Raw genomic sequence first — 22,818 nt, forward strand, 5'->3', positions numbered from 1 at the left:
GCATGACGTGGGGGCGCCCCGCGACAGTAGGACTAGACCAATGCCCCGTCAATCCCCCGCGTTCACCAACTGAATACAAAGCCGCCCGATCGGGGGCCGCAGGGACAGCAGGGTGTGCCCGCGTTCGGAACCCGAACGCGGGCACACCCTTGTGACGTTGCCCGGCTAGTTGTTGACGGTGATGGTGAAGGTGGTCGTGGTGTTCTGGATGTCCACCGCGTTGTTGCTCTCGTGCAGGCCGTTGAAGGTCACCGAGCCCACCGCCGGGCCCTGGCCCGACTCGGGCTGCGGATTGGCCCACAGGCCGAACCCGGACTTGGCGTCGTAGGTGTCACCGCTCTTCTGGGCGCCGCTGACGCTGACGTTGGTCAGGATCGTGTCCGTGATCGGGTTCAGCGAGGTGCTGCCGTTCCACTTGGTCTGGAACATGATTCCGGAGTAGGTCGGGTCGGTGATGTCCAGGTTGCTGATCCGGATGCCCTGGAACTTGTACTCGGCCGAGTACAGCCACAGGGCCGGGAAGGTCTGCCCGCCCCAGAAGTGGCCGCCGTCCCGGGCCAGCGAGATGTTGTCGAACGTGGTCCCCGGGCTGGACTCGAAGCCGAGCGCCGGGATCGAGCCGAACTGAAGGCTGCCCACAGTGATGCCCGGGTACGTCAGGGTGTCGGCGATGTACAGGTTGCTGAAGGTGTTGCCGCCACCGCCGTAGACCGCCAGGCCCGCCGCGCGCCAGGTCAGCAGCGAGGTCAGGTTCTGGAAGGTGTTGCCGGTCTCCTGCTCGTTGTGGTTGTCGGTCGCCGGGAACAGCGCGAAGCTGTCGTCGCCGGTGGTCCGGGTCTCGTCGTTGCTGATCTGGTTGCCGACGCTGCCGTTGGTCAGGTTGATGCCGTCGGCGAAGGTGTCCCGGATCCGCAGGTTGGTGAAGCTGGAGTTGTCGACGTTGGTGGCCCACACACCGCAGATGGTGTGCTCGATCCACAGGTTGTCGACGGTCAGGTTGGTCACGCCGTTGAGGTCGAAGACCTTGCCCGGGCCGTCGATGCGGCTGGTGTAGTTGCCGAAGAAGCCGAACCCGGTGAAGGTCGAGCCGCTGGCGGTGCTCTGCACGCTGAAGCCGCCGTCGGTGTTCTCCTGGCCCTGCGGGGTGAAGAACCGGGTGAACCACGGGCCGGCGCCGATCACCTTGATCGGCCGCAGGTAGACGGTGAACTTGTTGGACGTCTGGTAGTCACCGGCCGGCAGGTAGACGCCGAGCTTGGTGGTGTCCTGCCGCGCGGTGTCCAGCGCGTTCTGCACGTCCTGCTGGGTGAAGCCGGCCGGCACGACGTACTTGGTCGGGTCGGGGTTGGCCACCGCGGTGGCCTGCTCCAGGTTGATGAAGTCGATGTTGTAGTAGGCCGCGGAGTTGGCCGCGTCCTTCTGCAGGGTGATGGTGTGGCCGGCCGGGACGGTGGTCCCGAGCAGCAGGTTGGCCTCGTCGTAGATGTGCCGCGGGCTGCCGGAACCCGCCGAGTTGCCCGGGCTGGCCTCGTCCCCGTACAGCCAGGCGTACTTGGCCGTGAGCGGGATCGCCTTGAGGAAGGTGCCGTCCACGTACACGTCGAGCGTCGTGTCCGGTCCGTCCGGGATGTTGAACCGGGTCACCAGGGTGTTGGTGCTGGCCCGGGTGGTGAAGGTGACCTTGTCGCCGTTGTTGGCCAGGTGCACGGCCTTGCGGCCGGAGGCCTCACCGGCGGGGTCGCCGATGGTGCGGTTGGGCCCGAGCACCGTCGCACCGCCGCCGAGCACCCCGTCCTCGGCCTCGTAGGTGTCGTACGGCATGTTGGCGCCGCGGCCGACGAACAGCGACTGGGTGGTGGTGTTGTTGCCCTGCTTGATCGACAGTTCGTTGCTGTCCACCGCGATCACGGTCTTCACGGTGTACTTGCCGTTGACGGCGGTCCAGCTGCCCAGGCTGACCGGGGCGGTGGTGGCCCCGGCGGCGATGGTGCCGCTGTAGGTGCCGGTGAGCGTCTTGACCACGGCGCCGGAGGTGGCGTCGGCGATGGTCAGGGTCACGCCGTGGGAGCCGCTCGCCGAGGCGATGGTGCCCTGGTTCTTGATCGCGACCGAGAAGTTGACGTTCTGGTTCGCCGACGGGTTGCCCGGCGTCCAGGCGACCGGCGAGGCGACCAGGTCGGAGCTGTCGACCGGCTTGACCACCAGCGCGCTCGGGCTGGTGTAGGAGTTGTTGGTCTCGTTCTGCTCGACCACCGCGTTGGACTCGTCGACCTTGGCGGTGAGCTGGTAGCTGCCCGCGCTGCGGGTGCCGATGTTCGCCGACACGGTGGTGCTGGCACCTGCCGCCAGCGCGCCGACCGAGCCGGTGCCGACCTTGGTGTTGCCCAGGTAGAAGTTGACGTCGGTGGCGCCGGAGGCGTTGGTGCCGATGTTCTTCACCGTGGCGTTGAGCGTGATCGCGTCGGTCTCGACGGGAGCGGCGGGCGTCGCGGTCAGGGCACTGACCGTCAGGTCCGGGTTCGGGCCGGGCACGCCGATCACCTGGAGCTCGGCGGCCTGGCCGCCGCCGGCGCCGGAGTTGGCGGAGAAGACCAGCCGCACGTCGGCGACCCGCGCGCTCACCGGGATGGACACGCTGTTGCCGGTGTTCGGGTCGAAGGAGTAGCTCTTGGGCGCGACGAGCTGGGTGAAGCCGCTGGCGCTCTGCTCGCGGCCCTGGACCTCGATGGTCTGGGTGCGCGCGCTCCAGATCGGGTCCGGGTTGAGCTTGACCACGACCGCGCTGGTGTCCACGTTGGAGCCGAGCTGGACGGTCAGCGAGCTGGTGCCGGAGCCCTCCCAGTACGTGGTCACGTCGCCGTCGTCGGCGTTGGCGGCCACGAAGTTCTGCACCGTGGAGGTGGCCGAGATCGGCTTGCCCAGCGCCTGGTTGGTGCCGGTCGGGGTGGTGCCGTTGCGGGTCACGGTGTTGCTGTTGCCCGACTCGTTGCCGGCCGCGTCCTTGGCGCGGACGAAGTAGCTCACCGTGGCGCTGTCGGGCTGGCTGTCGGTGTACGTCAGCACGTTGCCCGCGGTGGTGGTGACCAGGTTGTTGTTGGCGAACACCTCGTAGCCGGTGACGCCCACGTTGTCGCTGGCAGCGTTCCAGGTCAGCTTGATCTGGCCGGAGGCCGGCTGGGTGTACGCCAGTCCGCTCGGCGCGGACGGCGGCTGCGTGTCGCCGGAGGAGCCGGTACGGGTGACGCTGTTGCTGGCCGGGGACTGGTTGCCGGCCGCGTCCTTGGCCTTGACGTAGTACGTCACGGTCGCGGTGTCCGGCTGGCTGTCGGTGTAGGTCAGCACGTTGCCGGCCACCGAGGTGCGCAGGGTGCCGTTGGCGTAGATGTCGTAACCGGTGACGCCCACGTTGTCGGTGGCGGCGTTCCAGGTCAGCTTGATCTGGCCGGAGGCCGGCTGGGTGTACGCCAGGCTGCTGGGCGCGCTGGGCGCGGTGGTGTCACCGCTGGTCGGCCCGTACACCTCGAACTCCGAGATCTGGCCGGCCGGCCAGCCGGTGTTGCCGGTGAAGTTCAGCCGCACGTAGCGGGTGGTGGCCTGGTTGAAGTTGATGGTCACCGTGTTGCCGGTGGCCGGGTCGAAGTTGTAGCCGGCCGAGGCGACCAGGTCGCTGAAGGTGCTCCCGTCGCTGCTGCCCTGCACGGACAGGGTCTCGGTGCGGGCGGCCCACGCGGTGGACGGCGGCAGCTTGAGCACCACCTGGTTGACCGCGACGGCGCTGCCGAGGTCGACCCGCAGCCACTGCGGGAAGGCGTTGTTGGTGCTCTCCCAGTACGTGCTGGCGTTGCCGTCGACCGCGTTGCCCGAGCCGTAGACGTCGGCGTGGCCGGACTCGGCGGTGGGCTTGCCCGCGGCGAGGTTGACGGTGGAGGCGGCGGCCTGGCGCACCGTCATCTCGGAGAGCTGGGCGGCCTTGGTGGCGGTGTTCCCCGTCACCTCGGCGCGCACGAAGCGGGCCAGGGTCGCCGGGAAGGAGATCGTCACGGTGTTGCCGGCGTCGGGCTTGAAGGTGTACGCCTTCGAGCTCACCACCGTGCTGAAGCCGGTGCCGTCGGAACTGGCCTGGATCGCCAGGGTCTCGGTGCGGGCCTTCCAGGAGGCCGGCACCTTCAACTGCACCTGGTCGATCCGGTCGGTGCGGCCGAGGTCGAGCTGCGCCCACTGGGGCAGCGACCCGGTCCTGCTCTGCCAGTACGTGTTGCGGTCGCCGTCGCCCAGGCGGGTGGCGCTGTTGCTGCCGTCGGTGCTGCTGGCGCTGGCCGCCGACGGGCCGGCCGCCGGCTTCGATCCCCCCGCGGCCGCGGCGGGCAGGGCCTGGCCGCCCAGGAGCAGCAGCCCGGCCGCGGTCACCCCCGCTACCAGGCGCGGGATGGAGCGCTTCGGTCTCATTGGCGTCCCTCTGTGTCGTGGGGTCTGAGGTTCAGGAGACGAGCTACTCGATAATCCGAAACATGCAGGGATGGAACCGCTAAGTTGCAGCCTTGCCACGCGGTTCCATCGTTCTTCTGCTCATAATTTGCGTACGTGTTGGCAGAGTGTTACAGACGCGCTACAGCGCCGTCTATGCCTGTGACGAAAGGTGTGACGGTCCGCGGGGCCCGGCGGACGGGCCCGGCGGAAAGGACCGGCGGGAGGGTCCGGCGCCGGGGCTCAGCGGAAGGCGTCGCGGACCGGGGCCTCGCCGCCGCGCCGGTACACGCCGCGGGCGGACAGCCGGCGGCGGAGCAGTTCGAGCCGCGGGTAGCGCTCGCTCATCTCGCTGGAGTAGCGGTCCAGCTCCTCCACCAGGCGCTCGGAGCGCTTCTCGACGGCCAGCTCGTCCAGGATCCGGTCCACCTCGGCGAGCAGGGAGCCGTGCAGCTGCCACTGGCGGGGGTGCCGCTGGACGCCGGCCAGCAGCAGATCCGCCGCCCGGTCCCGGCAGCGGCGGCTTTCGGTGAGCGCTTTCCCGAGCCGTTCCTCGGCGCTCTCCGCGTTGGCGGCCACCTGTGTGGTGATCAGCACCGCGAAGTTCTCGATCGCGTGGGCCACGTGCCCGAACAGTTCCTCCAGCTCGGCGGCCACGTCGGCGGGGAACAGCTCCTCCGGGAAGAGCTCCTCCTCGGTGCGCTGCTTGGCCAGGTCGGTCAGGGTGCGGAAGAGCACCCGGACCACCACCGCGCAGATCTCCAGGGTGTCCAGGCCGGTGCGCAGCACGATCCGGGAAAGCGCTCCCTCGCGGACCCGGGGGTTCCACCGCAGGCTGTCCTCGGCCTGCCGCAGCGAGGCGTCGACCTCCACGATCGCGTGGTCCATCCGGCGGGCCTCGTGCAGCCGGGCGGCGGCCCGCTCGACCGGCAGGTGCCCGCCCAGCTCGCCGCCGATGTCCCGGACCAGCCCGCCCATCCGGCGGGCCAGATGCTCGATGGACCCGCCGGCCGACTGCACCCACACCGGCGGGGCGAACAGCAGGTTGAACAGCAGCCCGACCGCCGCCCCGATCAGCGTCTCCCAGATCCGATCCCAGGCGGTGCTGGCCACCCGGGTCACGCCGAGCACCAGCATGGCCGAAATGGCCACCTCGATCACGAACTCGCCGACCCGCACCAACCGCCCCACCAGCAGACCGGTGAGGATGATCATCCCGAGGCTCCACCAGCGCAGGCCCACCAGGGAACTGAAGACGGTGGCGATGACCACGCCGATGACGACCGCGTTCACCCGTTGAATGCCGGTGGTGAGTGTGGCGTAGAGGGTGACCTGGACCACGAGCAGCGCCGTCAGCGGGGCGGTGAGCGGGGCCGGCTGCGGCAGCAGCCCGCGGGCAGCGGCGTAGGCGAGCACCGCGGCGGCGGTGGACCGGAGGATCTGGACGGCGGCCGGCTCGGTGCTCCACCGGACCAGCTTGACGACGGGCTCTGGTACGTCGGGCATCCCCTGCCCTTTCCCGTTCTCGGCGTTCTCACCGCTCAGGGTAGAAGTGGATCTCCGCCGGAACCGGGTGCGGCGCGCCTTTCGGGATGACCGGTTCACACCACAGACGGCATTGACATGTCCACGCATGGGCGGTGTGATACGGGGACTTTCGTTCGACCCCGTTGGATTGTGCGCCACATCCCCCCTCCGGAGCCGCACATGCTGCTGAAGCCGCACAGACCCCGAAACCGATCCCACACCCTCGCACAACGCCTGGCCGCCGGCGGCGCCGCGCTGGCCACGGTCGCCGCGGGCCTGGCCGGGGCCGCCGTGCTCACCGCCGGCGCCACCCTCGCCCAGTTCGCCGCCGCCCCGGCCGCCGCGGCCGTCGACAACGGACTGGCCCTCGCCCCGCAGATGGGCTTCAACGACTGGAACGCCTTCGGCTGCAACGTCAGCGAACAGCTCATCGAGCAGACCGCCGACGCCTTCGTCAGCTCCGGCCTGAAGGCGGCCGGGTACACCTACGTCAACATCGACGACTGCTGGATGACGCACTCGCGCGACGCGTCCGGCCGGCTGGTCCCCGACCCGGCGAAGTTCCCCGACGGCATCAAGGGCACCGCCGACTACGTGCACGCCCGCGGCCTGAAACTGGGCATCTACGAGGACGCCGGCACCGCCACCTGCGCCGGCTACCCGGGCAGCCTCGGCCACGAGACCACCGACGCCCAGACCTTCGCCGACTGGGGCGTGGACTACCTCAAGTACGACAACTGCAACAACAACAGCGACGGCAGCCGGCAGGATTTCGTCAACCGCTACACCGCCATGGGCAACGCGCTGAAGGCCACCGGCCGGCCCATCCTCTACTCCCTGTGCGAGTGGGGCCAGCAGAGCCCGTGGGAGTGGGCCGGCGGGGTCGGGAACTCCTGGCGGACCACCGGTGACATCGGCGACTCCTGGTCGAGCATGATCGGCATCGCCCACCAGAACCAGCCACTGGCGGCGTACGCCGGACCGGGCGCCTGGAACGACCCGGACATGCTGGAGGTCGGCAACGGCGGCATGACCGACACCGAGTACCGCACCCACTTCAGCCTCTGGTCGGAGATGGCCGCGCCGCTGCTGATCGGCACCGACGTGCGCACCGCCTCGGCCGCCACGCTGGCGATCCTGGGCAACACCGACGTGATCGCGGTCGACCAGGACGCGCTGGGCAAGCAGGGCACCGTGGTGTCGAACTCCGGCGGCCTGGTGGTGATGTCCAAGCCGCTGGCCGACGGCGGCCGGGCGGTCACCCTCACCAACGAGAACACCGGCGCCCAGACCGTCTCCACCACCGTGTCGGCCCTCGGCATCGGCGGCGCGTCCTCGTACGCGGTCAAGGACCTGTGGTCCAAGGCGACCTCGACCACCACCGGCTCGATCAGTGCTTCGGTCCCGGCGCACGGCACGGTCATGCTGCGGGTCACCCCGGGCACGCCGGTGCCGCCGCCGACCGGGGTGAACGCCCTGAGCGACCTGCCGTGGACCTCGGCGGTCAGCGGCTGGGGCCCGGTCGAGCGGGACCACAGCAACGGCGAGCAGGCCGCCGGCGACGGACACACCCTCACCATCGGCGGCGTCACCTACGCCAAGGGCCTGGGCGTGCACGCGGCCAGCGACATCTCCTTCCACACCGGCGGGCTGTGCACCCGATTCTCGGCGGACGTCGGGGTGGACGACGAGGTCGGCGCGAACGGCTCGGTGGACTTCCAGGTCTACCGGGACGGCACGCTGGTGGCCGACAGCGGCACCCGGACCGGCAACGACCCGCCCGCCCGGCTGACCGCGGGCCTCACCGGCGGCGGCACCCTGCGGCTGGTGGTCACCGACGCGGGCGACGGCATCAACTACGACCACGCCGACTGGGCCGGTGCCACGGTGGCCTGCGGCAGCGGTCCGACGGCCGGCACGCACGCGCTGAGCGACGTCGCCTGGGAGTCGGCGGTCAGCGGCTGGGGCCCGGTCGAGCACGACCGCAGCAACGGCGAGCAGGCCGCGGGCAACGGACACACCCTCACCATCGGCGGCGTCACCTACGCCAAGGGCCTGGGCGTGCACGCGGTCAGCCGGATCACCTACTACCTGGCCGGCAACTGCCGGACGCTGACCACGGACGTGGGGGTGGACGACGAGTCCACGGCCGGCGGTTCGGTGGACTTCCAGGTCTACCGGGACAGCACCCTGGCCGCCGACAGCGGGGTGGTCACGAACAACGACTCCGCCCGGCACCTGACGGCGGATCTGACCGGCGCCATGGAGCTGACGCTGGTGGTGACCGACGGCGGGGACGGCAACACCTACGACCACGCGGACTGGGCGGGCCCGGTGCTCGCCTGCTGACCCGACGTCGGAGGACGGGGGTGGGAGAGCGCGGGAGAGCGCTCTCCCACCCCCGTCGCCTTTACTGCCCGCACCCCGCGTCAAGCTCTTGCACACAACAGGAATTCGCACAACCGGCATACCGGGACAAGGACTTCGGTTCGCCTTCGAGTGCCGACAGCGCGGCGGGCGGCCGGTGAATCAGTGGTGCGAATCTCGTTCACTACATTGACGTGTCGGCAACAACGCCGTAATCATCACAGCAACCAGAGAGCGCTCTCACGCTCAGCGACCCTCAGGAGACGCTGTGACTGGCAGCCCCCCACGATTCGCCCTCAGCAGATTTCCCCGCTCCATCGTCTTCGCGTTCGTGGCCGCACTCGTGGCCACCTTCGCCCTCGCGATCACCCAGAACTCCGCCCGGGCCGCGGGTTCCCTGCTCTCGCAGGGCAAGACCGCGACCGCGTCCTCGACGGAGAACGCCGGCACCCCCGCCTCGGCGGCCGTGGACGGCGACACCACCACCCGCTGGTCCAGCGCCTTCAGCGACCCGCAGTGGCTGTCGGTCGACCTCGGCGCGACGGCCACCATCAGCTCCGTCACCATCAACTGGGAGTCGGCGTACGCGAAGGCGTACCAGATCCAGACCTCGGCCGACGGCACCACCTGGTCCACGGTCTACTCCACCACCACCGGCGCCGGCGGCACCGAGAACCTGACCGTAAACGGTTCCGGGCGCTATGTCCGGATCTACGCCACCGCCCGGGCCACCCAATGGGGCGTGTCGCTCTACGAGTTCCAGGTGTACGGCACCGCGGGCACCGGCGGCGCCGGCTGCTCGACCACCAACGCGGCCCTGAACAAGACGGCGACCGCGTCCTCGACGGAGAACGCCGGCACCCCCGCGTCGGCCGCGGTCGACGGCAGCACCACCACCCGCTGGTCGTCCGCCGCAGCCGACCCGCAGTGGCTCCAGGTCGACCTCGGCTCCTCGCAGAACGTCTGCGGGGTGCAGCTGTCCTGGGAGACCGCCTACGCCAAGGCGTACCAGATCCAGACCTCGGCCGACGGCACCAACTGGTCGACGGTCTACTCCACCGCCAACGGCCCCGGCGCGACCGAGCTGATCACGCTGAGCGGCACCGGCCGCTACATCCGGATGTACGGCACGCAGCGCGCCACGCAGTACGGCTACTCGCTGTGGGAGTTCCAGGTCTTCACCAGCGGCGGCGGCACCGGGACCACCGGCGGCACCACGGGCGGCACCACCCCGCCGCCGACCGACGGCGCGGTCCTGCTGTCGTACAACAAGCCCGCGACCGCCTCGACGTACCAGGACGACGGCAACTGCCCGGCCTGCACCCCGGCCAAGGCGTTCGACGAGGACCCGGCGAGCCGCTGGGCGACCAGTGACGTCAACGGCTGGGTGGACCCGGGCTGGATCGCGGTGGATCTGGGCGCGACCGCGCACATCACCAAGGTCGTGCTGCAGTGGGACCCGGCGTACGCGACCGCGTACCAGATCCAGACCTCCGCCGACGGCACCAACTGGACCCCGATCTACTCCACCACCACCGGCAAGGGCTTCAAGGAGACGCTGACGGTGGACGGCACGGGCCGGTACGTGCGGATGTACGGCACCGCGCGCAGCAACGGCTACGGCTACTCGCTGTGGACCTTCGACGTGTACGGCACCGGCGGCAACCCGACCCCGCCGCCCGCCCTGCCGCCGAACCCGGGCAATCCCGAACACCTGGTGTGGAGCGACGACTTCAACGGCGCGGCCGGCGCCGAGCCGGACCCCACCAAGTGGTCGCAGGACCCGGGCCGGGGCCAGAACGGCGAGCTGGAGACGTACACCAACGGCGACAACACGCATCTGGACGGCAACGGCAACCTGGTGATCGAGGCGCGCAAGGAGGCGGACGGCAGCTACACCTCGGGCCGGATCAACACCTCCGACCACTTCACGTTCACCTACGGGCATGTGGAGGCGCGCATCAAGGTCAGCGGCACGCAGGGCCTGTGGCCGGCGTTCTGGCTGCTGGGCGCGAACTTCAAGTCCGGGACGCCGTGGCCCAATTGCGGTGAGATCGACATCATGGAGCACGTCGGCAAGGTGCCGGACTCGGTGTACTCCACCCTGCACGCCCCCGCGTACAACGGCGGGAACGGCTACGGGCAGCCGTACACCGTCGCCGGGTCGGACTTCGCCTCGGACTTCCACACCTACGCGGTGGACTGGGACTCCAGCCACATGACGTTCTCGGTGGACGGCCACAACTTCTTCACCGCCGACCGTTCGACGGTGGAGCAGACCCGCGGCCCGTGGGTGTACGACCACCCGTTCTACATGATCCTCAACAACGCGGTGGGCGGTGACTGGCCCGGAGCGCCGGACGCCTCCACCGTCTTCCCGCAGCGCATGGTGATCGACTACGTGCACGTGCTGCAGTGAAAACCCCGGGGCCCGGGCCGCGATCGAAGCGGCCCGGGCCCCGTGTTCCTCTCTCCCCCACACATCAGAGAGGCAGTAGCCCATGTCCGCTACGCTCCGCAGTCCCCGGCGCAGCATGCTGCGCCGCGGTCTGCCGGCCGCGATCGGCTTCCTGCTGGTCGCGGCGCTCGCGCTCGCGGTGCCGCACACCGCGCACGCCGACCCGGTCCTGCTCTCCCAGGGCAAGCCGGCCACCGCGTCGTCCACCGAGAACGCCGGCACTCCCGCCTCCGCGGCGGTGGACGGCAACACCGGCACCCGCTGGTCGTCCGCGGCAGCCGACCCGCAGTGGCTCCAGGTCGACCTCGGCTCCTCGCAGAGCATCAGCTCGGTGACGCTGAACTGGGAGACGGCCTACGCCAGCGCCTTCCAGATCCAGGTCTCCGACAACGCCGCCACCTGGACCACGGTCTACTCGACCACGACCGGCACCGGCGGCACACAGAACCTGAACGTCACCGGCACCGGCCGGTACGTGCGGATGTACGGCACCGCCCGCGCCACCCAATGGGGCTACTCGCTCTGGGAGTTCCAGGTGTTCGGCGGATCCGGCGGCGCGGTGCCCTGCGGCACCACGACGGCGGCGCTGAACAAGCCGGCCACCGCCTCCTCGACGGAGAACGCGGGCACCCCGGCGTCGGCTGCCTTCGACGGCAACCTGGGCACCCGCTGGTCCAGCGCCTTCAGCGACCCGCAGTGGGTCCAGGTCGACCTCGGCTCCTCGCAGTCGGTCTGCGGGGTGACGCTGGACTGGGAGGCGGCGTACGCCACGGCGTACCAGATCCAGGTCTCGCCGGACGGCACCAACTGGACCACCGTGTACTCCACCACCACCGGCGCCGGCGGCGAGGAGACCCACAACTTCACGGCGACCGGCCGCTACGTGCGGATGTACGGCACCGCGCGCGCCACGGCCTACGGCTATTCGCTGTGGGAGTTCACGGTGCTCACCCCGGGCGGCACCACCACCCCGCCGGGCGGCGGCAACGGCAACTGCCCGTGGGTGGGTTCGACGGCGCCGATCTCCGACCGGGTCGCGCAGCTCATGGCGCAGATGACGCAGGCGCAGAAGATCCAGATGCTGCACGGCAACGGCGCGTCCTCGCCGTACATCGGCGACATGTCGGCGATCCCGTCGCTGTGCATCCCGGCCATGGGCTTCCAGGACGGTCCGAGCGGGGTCGGCGACGGCCTCGGCGGGGTCACGCAGGTCCCGTCGGCGGTGTCGTCGGCGGCCACCTGGGACACCGGGCTGCAGCAGCAGTACGGGGCGGTCGCGGGCGCGGAGTTCGCCGGGAAGGGCGCCGACGTGGCGCTGGGCCCGACGATGAACATCGTGCGCGACCCGCGGTGGGGCCGGGCCTTCGAGACCTACAGCGAGGACCCGTACCTGTCCGCGCAGATGGCCACCGCCGACATCAAGGGCATCCAGAGCCAGGGCGTGATGGCGCAGGCCAAGCATGTGGCGGTCTACAACCAGGAGACCAACCGCAACGGCCCTGCGGACAACGCGATCGTCGACAACCGCACGCTCCAGGAGATCTACCTGCCGGCGTTCCAGGCGTCGGTGAGCAAGGGCGCCTCGGCGTCGGTGATGTGTGCCTACAGCACCGTCAACGGGGTGTACGCGTGCCAGAACGCGTATCTGCTGAACAACGCGCTCTACCAGCAGGCGGGCTTCGGCGGCTTCGTCACCAGTGACTGGGGCGGGGCGCACTCCACGGTGGACTCGGCCAACAACGGCATGACGATCGAGATGCCGGGCGGCTACTTCTACGCCGACTTCCTCCAGCAGGCGCTGGCCAACGGCACGGTCAGCCAGGCCACGCTGAACACGATGGTCAGCCGGGTGCTCACCCAGATGTTCGCCTTCGGCCTGTTCGACAAGCAGAAGACGGGCAGCACGGGGGCCGTGGTGACCTCCGCGGCGCACCAGACGACGGCCCGTCAGGTCGCCGAGCAGGGCAGTGTGCTGCTGAAGAACAGCGGGATCCTGCCGCTGTCCACGGCGAGCACGCACTCGATCGCGCTGCTCGGGCCGGACGGCGGCGCCGGGGTGCGCAGCGTGGGCGGCGGCAGTGCCACCGCGACCAGTTCGGGCACGGTCTCGCCGCTGACCGCGCTGCAGAACCGGGTCAAGGGCACCTCCACGACCGTGCAGTACAACGACGGCTCGGACATCAACTCCGCGGTGACGCTGGCGCGTTCCTCGGACGTGGCGGTGGTCTGCGTCGGCTACGGCGAGCAGGAGGGCACCGACCTGACGAGCATCGACCTGCCCACCTCGCAGGTCCAGCTCATCCAGCAGGTGGCCGCGGCCAACCCGAACACGATCGTGGTGCTCAACACCGGTTCCGCGGTGACCATGCCGTGGCTGGGCCAGGCCAAGGCGGTGCTGGAGGAGTGGTACGCCGGCCAGGAGGTCGGCAACTCGCTGGCGGCGCTGCTGTTCGGTGACGTCAACCCGTCGGGCAAGCTGCCGGTCACCTTCCCGGCCAGCCTGAACGACGTGCCGGCGCACACCACCGCGCAGTGGCCGGGCAACGGCACCGACGTGCAGTACAGCGAGGGCCTGAAGGTCGGCTACCGCTGGTACGACGCGCAGAACATCACTCCGCTGTTCCCGTTCGGCTACGGCCTGTCGTACACGTCCTTCTCGTTCTCCGGGCTCCAGGTGGGCACGCCGGACGGGAGCGGCAACACCACGGTCTCGGCGACGGTGACCAACACCGGCAGCCGCGAGGGGGCGGAGGTCGCCCAGCTCTACGTGGGCGACCCGGCCTCGACGGGCGAGCCCGCCAAGCAGCTCAAGGGCTTCCAGCGGGTGGACCTGCAACCCGGGGCGAGCCAGAAGGTGACCTTCACGCTCAGCGCGCACGACCTGGCGTACTGGAACACCTCGGGCAACACGTGGACCACGTCGGCGGGCGCCTACCAGATCATGGTGGGCGACTCCTCGCGGAACCTGCCGTTGACCGGGACGCTGAACGTGGCGACCGCGATGACCGCCAAGGCGGTCACGTCGGCCGGGAGCTCGGTCAGCGTGCACAACCCGCACGGGATGAGCAGCCCGGCGCGCAAGGCGGTGTCGCTCGCGGTCACCGCCGCGTCGTCCGCGCCGGTCACCTTCACCGCGACCGGCCTGCCGGCCGGGCTGGGCATCAGCGCGTCCGGGGTCGTCACGGGCACGCCGACGGCGACCGGCACCAGCACGGTGAGCGTGACCGCGTCCGACGGGCACGGCGGCAGCGATACGGCCACGTTCGTGTGGACCGTGACCTGATCCGTCCGGCGTCCGTCTGATCCCTTCCGTCCGCCTCCCCGCGGGGTCACCCGCCCCCGGGGAGGCGGACGTCGTCGTGTCCGGGAGCGGCCGGCGCGGGTCCGGGCCGATGGGCCGATGGGCCCGTAAAGCCCTGGGCCCGTGGAGCCGTTGCGTCCGCCGCTGCATCGACCTACGGTTAACATTAACAGCGCTGTTAGGAATCTGAGGTCGGGAATCCGTCGGACCCGGCAGCGCCGTCGGACAGGCGGGGGCATCCCGCCGAGCCGATTCGGGAGGGATCATGAACCGTACGCAAGGCGCGGGGAGCGGACCGGACACACCGGACGTCCCGCGCGTACCGCGACAGCGCCAACCCGGGGAGTACGGGCCCCCGCGCGCACCCGGGCAGTACGAACCGGTGCCGGAGACGCAGCGGCCGCACGCGCCGGAGCCGGAGGACCGGCCGGACGGGCAGCGGCCGGACATCCCGGAGCCGCCGGCAACGGACCTGGCGGACGGGCCGGCGGGGTCCGGGACGCTGCTGGTCGTGCTGTGCCTGGCCCAGTTCATGGCGGTGCTGGACGTCTCCGTGGTGAACGTGGCGCTGCCCTCGATCGGCAGCTCGCTGCGCCTGGGCGGTGACGCGCTGCCGTGGGTGATCACCGCCTACACGGTCACCTTCGGCGGGCTGCTGGTCCTGGGCGGCCGGGTGGCGGACGGACTGAGCCGCCGGCGCGCGTTCCAGGCGGGGCTGGCGGTCTTCACCCTCGCCTCGCTCACCGCCGGGCTGTCCACCGACGCCGCCGCGCTGCTCGGCAGCCGGGTCGGCCAGGGCGTGGGCGCCGCGCTGCTCTCGCCGGCCGCGCTGTCCTTGCTGACCACCGAGTTCACCGGGAAGGCGCTGGGCCGCGCGCTCGGCGTGTGGTCCGCGATCGGCGCGGCCGGCGCGGCGGTGGGCGTCGTGGTCGGCGGCGCGCTGACCTCGGGACCCGGCTGGCACTGGGCCTTCTACGTCAATGTGCCGGTGGGCGCCGTCCTGTTCGCCGCCGCGCCGGCGGTGGTCCCGAGCCGCCCGCGCACCCGCGGCACCCGGCTCGACCTGCTGGGCGCGCTGACCGGCACCGGCAGTGTCGCGCTGCTCATCCACGGCCTGGTCCGGGCCGGCGACCAGGGCTGGGGTTCGGCCGGGGCGCTCGCCGCGATCGGGGCCGGTGTGCTGCTGGCGGCCGGCTTCGTGGTGGCCGAGCGGACCGTGCGCGACCCGCTGGTGCCGCCGCACCTGTTCCGGCGCCCGCCGCTGCCCGGCGCCGTCGTCGTCATGGCCGGCGCGACCGCCGCGCTGCTGGGCACGTACTTCCTGGCCTCGTTCCACCTCCAGCACGACCTGGGCTGGAGCCCGCTGCACGCCGGGCTGGTGTTCCTGCCGGTGGCCTTCGCCACGGCGGTCGGCGCGCACCTGGCCTCCCGGCAGGTCAGTCGGCGCGGTCCGCGCCCGACCGGGCTCGCGGCACTGCTGGCGGCGGCCGCGGGGCTCGGCCTGATGGCCTGGCGGGGCGTCCACGGCGGCGTGTGGACCACGCTGATGCCGGGGTTCCTGGTGGCCGCGGCCGGGATCGGCGCCGCCTTCGTCACCGCGACCACCAGCGGGCTGTCCGGGATGGACGAGGCGCACGCGGGTGTCGCCTCGGGCCTGTTCTCCACCGGCCACGAGGTGGGCGGCTCGCTCGGCATCGCCCTGGTCTCCTCGATCGCGGCGACCGGCATCGCCGCCGGGCCGGTGCCCTCGCCCGACGGCTTCCGGCACGCCTTCGCCGCCCTCGCGGCCGGGGTCGCCGTCCTGGCTTTCGCCACCGCCCGGCTGCTGCCCCGGCGGGTGGCCGAACGCACCGGCGGGCCCGTGCCGCTGCACTGACCGGCGCCGGGTGCGGAGATATCCTCGTGGCATGGACGCTCGCCCGCCGGACCGCACCACCGCCGACGCCGGGCGGCGGCGGCGCGCGGACGCCGAACGCAACATCGCCGCGATCCTGGACGCCACCGTCCAGTGCGCGCCGTCCGACGGCACGCTCAACATGTCCGCCATCGCCCGCCTCGCCGGCGTCAGCCGGGTCACGCTCTACGCGCACTTCCCGACCCGGGAGGCGCTGTTGGGCGCGGCGCTCCAGCGGGCCTTCCGGCAGACCGACGAGGTGCTCAGCGGGCTGCCGCTGGACGACGCGCCGCCGGCCGAGGTGCTGCCCGAACTCATCCGCACCTCCTGGCAGGTCCTGGAACGGCACCGCAATCTGTACATGGCGGCCTCGGCCGACCTCCCGCCGGCCACGCTGCGCGCCTACGCCGACCTCGTCCTCGGCCGGGTCGAGAAGCTGCTCTCCCGCGGGCAGAGCGCCGGGGTGTTCCGCACCGACATGCCGCTGGACTGGCTGGTCTCCACCGTGTACACGCTGATGCACCTGGCCGCCGAGCAGGTGGCCACCGCGCACACCCCGCCCGACGTCGCCGGCGACCTGGCCAGCGCCACCATCATGTCGCTGCTCACCTCCGGCACCCCGGCCGCGCCGGGGGCCTGAGTCCTCGCCGCGGCCCCGGCCCACCGGCCGCCCGGCCGGCTCATTCGGGCAGCGCGGGGTCGAACCGGCCCAGCAGCGCGTACCGTTCGGGCCGCCGGGCGCGCAGCCACAGGGCGACGGCCACGCCGAGTGCGAACATCGCCGGCACCGCCTCGGGCAGGTACCTGATGAACGGGACCCGGCCGTCGCCGGCCAGCACCGCCCGGTTGGCGATCAGCAGCAGGCACGCGCCGATCATCGCGGCGGCCCCCACCAGGGGCGCCACCAGGGTGGTGAACCAGTGGAAGCCGTCCCGGGCGGTGGTCAGGAAGTAGCGGACGACCGCGAAGGAGGTCAGCGCCTGCACGCCGAGGATGCCCAGCACCCCCATCAGCGGGGCCCAGGTGCCCAGTTGCAGCAGCGCCGCCTCGGTGCCGCTGTCGTGCAGGGTGAAGCCGAGCACGATTCCGCCGACCAGGACGGTGACGGTCATCGAGGCGGCGGCCGGGCTGCGGTGCCGGGAGGTGCGGGCCAGCGCGGCGGGCGCCACGCCCTCGCGGGCGAGCGAGAACAGGTAGCGGGAGCCGGTGTTGTAGAACGCCATCGCGCAGGCGAAGCAGCTCGTGATCGCCAGCGCCTGCATCATCACCACCAGCCAGTGCCCGGCGAAGGTGTCGGCGAGCGGGTAGAACGCCGAGTCGTAGCGGCCGGCGAACTGGTCCTTGACCGCTTGCGCGGCCCCGTCCAGCCCCCACCCGGCGACGAAGGCGTACGAGACGAGCGTGTAGAGCACGCCGAGCCCGATCACCGAGCCGTAGGTTGCGGCCTTGGCGATGCGGTCCGGATCGCGGGACTCCTCGGCGTAGTTGGGGGCCATCTCGAAGCCGACCCAGGACCAGAAGGCGGCGAAAAGCGCCACCCCCGCGGCGGCGGTGCCGAAGGTGCGGGTCGCGCCGGCGTTGCCGAAGACCTCGCCCGGGTTCAGCGGCCGGGCCGGCAGCCCGTGCGCGCCGCCGTGCGCCAGCACCCCGCCGGCCAGCACCAGCAGCGCCAGCACCTCCAGCACCAGGGACACGCCCAGGATCCGCGTGGTCAGCTCGATGTGGAACCAGGCCAGCGCGGTCATCACGGCGAGCCCGGCGGCCATGTACGCCCACGCCGGGATCCGCAGACCGGTCCACGACTCCACGCCGGTGGCCGCGAAGTAGCCCATCACACCGAGGACCGAGGCGGAGAACAGCAGGTAGCACAGTGCGATGAGCACCCCGGAGCCGACGCCCGGAATACGGCCCAGGCCCCGGCTGACGAAGGTGTAGAAGCCGCCCGCGGAGGTCACCCGGCGGCTCATCGCGATGTAGCCGACGGAGAAGACGGTCAGTGCCGCGGTGGCCAGCAGGAAGGCGGCCGGGGCGGCATACCCCGCGCCCTGCACGGCCACGGGCACGTTGAACAGCATCGCCGTCATGGGCGCGGCGCCCGTGACGATGCAGAAGATCACGCCGGGCAGCCCGAGCGCGCCCTCCGCGAGCCCCTGCCGCTGCCGGGGCGGGTCCGCCTCCGCCGGGGCGACGCCTTCCTGCACTGCCATCGCAAGGCCCCTTCCGTGTCCGTCCGCGTCTGCGTCCGTCTGCGTCCGTCTGCGCCTGTGTCCGTGAGTCGTGCGTCGTGCGTCCGTGTGTCGTGCGCGTCCTCCGTGGCGCGGGATGCGCCGGGGAGCACCGGGTGCGTACGGGGATCGCGTACCGGTGAATGCTGTCCTCCTGGGCGACTCCTTTGCGTGCCGCGCTGTTAACTCTGCGTCAACTGACCAGGACACGTGTGTGCTTGTGTTAACTTCCGGGGCATGGACCGGTGGCGCGCCGGTGGCCTACGGTCCGGGGCGAGGGTTCCGGCCGGTCCCGGGTCCCGGAGGCGGCCGGAGACGGAAGCGGGGTGCATGGATGAACGGCGGCGCGGGGCACGGCGGTTGCGGCCGGCCGGGCGCGCGGCGCCGCGGCAGGGCCCGGTGAGCGGCTACAGCGCCGTCCTGGGCGGGCGGCGGTACGCGTTCACGGACCTGGCCCGGCTGCTGGCGGCGGCGAGTCCCGAGCGGTCCGGCGACCGGCTGGCCGGGATCGCCGCGGACAGCGCGCAGGAGCGGGTGGCGGCCCGCCTCGCACTGGCCGAGGTGCCGCTGGAGCGGTTCCTGGCCGAGCCGGTGGTCCCGTACGAACTGGACGACGTCACCCGGCTGATCGTCGACGGCCACGACCGGGCGGCCTTCGCGCCGGTCGCGGGGCTCACCGTCGGGGAGTTCCGCGAGTGGCTGCTGTCCCCCGGCGCGGACGCGGGTGCGCTGGCCGCGCTCGCCCCCGGCGTCACCCCGGAGATGGCCGCCGCGGTCTCCAAGCTGATGAGCAACTCCGACCTGGTCGCCGCGGCCCGCAAGGTGCGGGTGGTCACCGCTTTCCGCTCCACGATCGGGCTGCCCGGGCGGCTGGCCACCCGGCTCCAGCCCAACCACCCCACCGACGACCCGGCGGGCGTGGCCGCCGCCGTCCTGGACGGGCTGCTGCTGGGCAGCGGCGACGCGGTGATCGGGGTCAACCCGGCCGGCGACAGCCCGCGCGCGGTCCGTGACCTGCTGGAACTGCTGGACACGGTGATCGCGCGGCACGCGATCCCCACCCAGTCGTGCGTGCTGTGCCATGTGACCACCACGCTGCGCCTGATGGAGCGCGGCGCCCCGGTGGACCTGGTCTTCCAGTCGATCGCCGGTACCCAGGCCGCCAACGCCTCGTTCGGGGTGACGCTGGCCCTGCTGGACGAGGCGCACGCCGCGGTACGGGAGCTGGGACGCGGCACCGTGGGCGGCAACGCGATGTACTTCGAGACCGGGCAGGGCAGCGCGTTGTCCGCCGGCGCGCACCACGGCGTGGACCAGCAGACGCTGGAGGCGCGCGCGTACGCCGTGGCCCGCCGCTACCGTCCCCTGCTGGTCAACACGGTGGTCGGCTTCATCGGCCCGGAATACCTCTACGACGGCCGGCAGATCCTGCGCGCGGCCCTGGAGGACCACTTCTGCGGCAAGCTGCTCGGCCTGCCGATGGGCCTGGACGTCTGCTACACCAACCACGCCGACGCGGACGACGACGACATCGCCACGATGCTCACCGTGCTGGGCGTGGCCGGCGCGTCCTTCCTGATCTGCACGCCGGGCGGCGACGACATCATGCTCAACTACCAGTCGGCCTCCTACCACGACGCCCTCTACCTGCGCGAAGTCCTGGGCCTGCGCCCGGCCCCGGAGTTCGAGAGCTGGCTGCGCGCGGTGGGCCTGCTGGACGAGGGCGGCGCCCTGCGCGAGGTCTCCCCCGCCGCCCACCCGCTGGCCGCCATCGCGGCGCCGCCCCTGCCGCCGGAGATCTCATGACGAGTCCGGCGGAACGCGAAGGCGCCCGGGACGGCGGACCGGTGACGGCGGCAGGGACGGGGACAGGGACGGACGGCGTCACGGAGCCGGCCGCTGCCGACGCCGGTGCGGACGGCGCCTGGTGGGCCGCGCTCAGGCAGCGGACGCAGGCGCGGATCGGGCTCGGGCGGGCCGGGGCGGCGCTGCCGACCCGGCACCGGCTGGCACTCCAGGCGGCGCACGCGGCCGCGCGGGACGCGGTGCACGCGCCCTTCGACCCGGAGGCGGTGGCCGCCGCGCTGCCCGCGATGCCGACCGTACGGGTGCGCAGCGCCGCGCCCGACCGGCTCACCTACCTGCAACGCCCGGACCTGGGACGGCGGTTGGACGACGCGGCGGGTGCGGCGCTGCCGCGCGGCGGGTGGGACGTGGTGTTCGTGGTCGCCGACGGGCTGTCCAGCCGCGCGGTGCACGCCCACGCGGCCGCCGTGGTCCTGGCCACCACCGCGCTGCTGGACGACATGACGATCGCCCCCGTCGTACTCGCCGAACAGGCCCGGGTGGCGCTCGGCGACGAGATCGCGGACGTGATGGGCGCGACCACGGCCGTCGTACTGATCGGCGAGCGGCCCGGCATGTCCGCGGCCGATTCCCTGGGCGCGTACCTCACCTACGCGCCGCGCCCGGGCCGTACCACCGACGCCGACCGCAACTGCGTCTCCAACATCCGCCCGCCACTGGGCCTGTCGCACGAGGCGGCGGCCGCCACCCTGGCCGGCCTGGTCCGCCGCGCGGCCGAGCTCGGCGCCGGCGGGGTGGCACTGAAGGACGAACCCGCTTCCTGACGCCTCGTCAGCCACCCTCCGGGCCGGTGTTTTTCGGCCGCTTGACGGCTGCTTCACCGCCCTGGGCTGGGATGGGCCTGCTCACAGTGGCCCACGTCGTGGGCCGCCCTCGGACGTTCTCGCGTGAGGCAGGTGCGTATGAGGCAATCACCGGTCCGGGACGCCGGATCCGGACAGCGGCGGAGCGCGGCGGAACGGGGCGGGGCCGCGCGGCTGGAGTCGCTGACCGGGCTGCGCTGGTTCGCCACCTTCGGGGTCTTCCTCTCCCACGTCGACATCCTCCTTCCGCTGCCGCACACCCGCGGGCTGTTCTCGCTCGGCGAGTCCGGGGTGTCGCTGTTCTTCGTGCTGTCCGGGTTCGTGCTGGCCTGGAACTGGTCGCCGGACCACGGCGCGGGCGCCTTCTACGGGCGCCGCTTCGCCCGCGTGTGGCCGCTGCTGGCAGTGGCGGTGGCACTGCCCACCGTCTTCGCGGCGACCTCCAAGGGCGGTCCGGCGGTGCCGCATCTGCTGCTGATCTCGGCCTCCGCGGTGCTGCTGGTGCAGGCCTGGGTGCCGGGCTGGATCCTGCTCGGGGCGAGCCCGGTGACCTGGTCACTGTCCTGCGAGGCGTTCTTCTACGGCCTGTTCCCCGGCCTGATGCGGCGGCTGGCCGGCGCCTCCGCGGCCCGGCTGGCGGTGCTCGCGGGCACGGCGGTGGCCGCGCTGTGGGGCGTGCGGATCGGGCTGTGGCTGGCGTATCCGCCGGTGCGGCACGTGACCAGCCTGGACGGTTACGGTCCGGCGGTGTTCTGCGTCTACTCCCCGCTCGCCCGCCTGCCGCAGTTCCTGATCGGAATGGCGACGGCGGTCGCGGTCCGGCGCGGCCTGCGGCTGCCGTCGGTACGGGTGGCGGTCGCGGCCCTGCTGGTGCCGGTGACGGCGCTGTGGCTGCTGCGCGGCTGCGCCTTCCGCGGCGCGGTGCTGTTCGACGCCTCGGACGTGGCGCTGACGCCGTTCTTCGCGCTGCTGATCGCGGCGCTGGCCCGGCGGGACCTGGCCGGCGGCCGGTCGTTCCTGCGCAGCCGGCCGCTGGTGCGGCTGGGCCAGTGGTCGTACGCCTTCTACCTGTTCCAGTTCACGGTGCTGCTGCCGATGGCGCTCGCGGCCAGCCCCGGCCGGCAGGTGGCGGACTTCTTCACCGATCCGGTCCGGCCGGGCCTGGGCCACCTGGGGTACGCGGTGGCCGCGCTGGCGATCACCCTGGGCGTGTCGGCCTTCTGCTACCGCTTCGTGGAGCACCCGCTGGAACGGCGGCTGCGGCGCCGGTTCGGCTCGGGCCCGCGAGCCGGGTGGGCGTGGTCGCCGCCGGATCCGGCGGTCAGCCGGAAGTAACGTTTCTGAGGATCCGGTCGAGCAGCCCGCCGAGCTGCTCGACCTCCTCGTCGCTCAGGCCCGCCAGCATCCGCTGCTGGCTCTTGAGCGCGACCGCCTCGATCTCGGCGTACATCTCCTCGCCGGCCGGGGTCAGCGCCACCGTGGCGGCCCTGCGGTCGGCGCCGTCACGGGTGCGCACCACCAGGCCGCGCCGCTCCATGGTCTCCAGGTGCCGCGACAGGGTCGGGCCCTCGATGTTCAGGTACCGCGCCAGGGCCCGCTGGATCATCGGGCCCTCCAGCTTGAGGGTGGCCAGCATCGTCCAGGTCGCGAAGGTCGCCCCGGACCTGCCGAGTTCGGCCTCGAAGAAGGTGCGGCTCTCCTTGGCGGCCAGCCGCAGCTTGGGCGCGATGCTCTGGTGCAGCCAGGTCGGTCCGGCCTCCCGCGACGCCGGTCGCCCGACCGGGCTCTGCTCCTGCCTGCGCACCACTGACCCATGACCTCCGCTCGGCGCTCGTCACTCAAAAGGGTATCCCGTGGCGCGATCCTGCCAGGCGTGGACGGCTCGTGGGGATAGAAATAGTTCGTTAGGGTGC

Annotated in this window: 11 protein-coding genes and 2 pseudogenes; 9 read left to right on the forward strand and 4 right to left on the reverse strand. The window is 71.9% G+C overall.

The features are described 5' to 3' along the window. Positions 1–165: 165 nt before the first annotated feature. The gene (locus tag ITX44_RS27185) at positions 166–4,446 is read right to left on the reverse strand and encodes a discoidin domain-containing protein (RefSeq protein WP_205360039.1); all 4,281 of its coding nucleotides are present in this window, start codon (positions 4,444–4,446) and stop codon (positions 166–168) included. 261 nt (positions 4,447–4,707) lie between these two features. Continuing rightward, on the reverse strand, positions 4,708–5,970 hold the full coding sequence (locus tag ITX44_RS27190) for an FUSC family protein (protein WP_205360040.1): 1,263 nt from the start codon (positions 5,968–5,970) through the stop codon (positions 4,708–4,710). A gap of 201 nt (positions 5,971–6,171) precedes the next feature. Between ITX44_RS27190 and ITX44_RS27195 the strand changes: the two are divergent. The 6 genes and pseudogenes from ITX44_RS27195 to ITX44_RS27215 form a co-directional block, all read left to right on the forward strand. Further along, a pseudogene (locus ITX44_RS27195) lies at positions 6,172–7,887 on the forward strand (NPCBM/NEW2 domain-containing protein); the annotation flags it as partial. Between the two features lie 33 nt (positions 7,888–7,920). Then, positions 7,921–8,340, forward strand: a pseudogene (locus ITX44_RS43105) (NPCBM/NEW2 domain-containing protein); the annotation flags it as partial. A 349-nt stretch (positions 8,341–8,689) separates the two neighbouring features. Next, positions 8,690–10,777: a discoidin domain-containing protein gene (locus tag ITX44_RS27200; RefSeq protein ID WP_205360126.1), complete on the forward strand. Its 2,088-nt coding sequence runs from the start codon at positions 8,690–8,692 to the stop codon at positions 10,775–10,777. Between the two features lie 82 nt (positions 10,778–10,859). Beyond that, positions 10,860–14,099 carry a glycoside hydrolase family 3 C-terminal domain-containing protein gene (locus tag ITX44_RS27205; protein ID WP_205360042.1) on the forward strand — a complete coding sequence of 1,080 codons (3,240 nt, stop codon included), beginning with the start codon at positions 10,860–10,862 and terminating at the stop codon, positions 14,097–14,099. A gap of 283 nt (positions 14,100–14,382) precedes the next feature. Further along, positions 14,383–15,993, forward strand: a complete 1,611-nt coding sequence (locus ITX44_RS27210; protein ID WP_205360043.1) for an MFS transporter — start codon at positions 14,383–14,385, stop codon at positions 15,991–15,993. Positions 15,994–16,024: 31 nt separating this feature from the next. Continuing rightward, complete coding sequence (locus tag ITX44_RS27215; RefSeq protein WP_205360044.1) at positions 16,025–16,651, forward strand: TetR/AcrR family transcriptional regulator; 627 nt, start codon at positions 16,025–16,027, stop codon at positions 16,649–16,651. A gap of 40 nt (positions 16,652–16,691) precedes the next feature. On the opposite strand, the gene ITX44_RS27220 is transcribed toward ITX44_RS27215, so the two are convergent. Beyond that, a complete protein-coding gene (locus ITX44_RS27220) occupies positions 16,692–18,218 on the reverse strand; it encodes an APC family permease (RefSeq protein ID WP_205360045.1) in 1,527 nt (508 codons plus the stop codon). Positions 18,219–18,635: 417 nt separating this feature from the next. Here ITX44_RS27220 and ITX44_RS27225 point away from each other — a divergent pair, with 417 nt between their 5' ends. The 3 genes from ITX44_RS27225 to ITX44_RS27235 all read left to right on the forward strand — a co-directional run bounded on the left by ITX44_RS27225 (position 18,636) and on the right by ITX44_RS27235 (position 22,240). After that, complete coding sequence (locus tag ITX44_RS27225; RefSeq protein WP_307795509.1) at positions 18,636–20,042, forward strand: ethanolamine ammonia-lyase subunit EutB; 1,407 nt, start codon at positions 18,636–18,638, stop codon at positions 20,040–20,042. Then, entirely contained in the window at positions 20,039–20,866 is an 828-nt protein-coding gene (gene eutC / locus ITX44_RS27230; RefSeq protein ID WP_205360047.1) for an ethanolamine ammonia-lyase subunit EutC, read from the forward strand. The genes ITX44_RS27225 and eutC overlap by 4 nt, the downstream gene beginning before the upstream one ends. Positions 20,867–21,004: 138 nt before the next feature. Next, positions 21,005–22,240, forward strand: a complete 1,236-nt coding sequence (locus ITX44_RS27235; RefSeq protein WP_205360048.1) for an acyltransferase family protein — start codon at positions 21,005–21,007, stop codon at positions 22,238–22,240. Here the strand turns inward: ITX44_RS27235 and ITX44_RS41540 are convergent. Then, on the reverse strand, positions 22,227–22,712 hold the full coding sequence (locus ITX44_RS41540; protein ID WP_205360049.1) for a MarR family winged helix-turn-helix transcriptional regulator: 486 nt from the start codon (positions 22,710–22,712) through the stop codon (positions 22,227–22,229). The genes ITX44_RS27235 and ITX44_RS41540 overlap by 14 nt on opposite strands. Positions 22,713–22,818 lie beyond the last annotated feature (106 nt).

The organism is Actinacidiphila acididurans (assembly GCF_016918855.1).
In the GTDB taxonomy this organism is placed as follows: Bacteria; Actinomycetota; Actinomycetes; order Streptomycetales; family Streptomycetaceae; genus Actinacidiphila; species Actinacidiphila acididurans.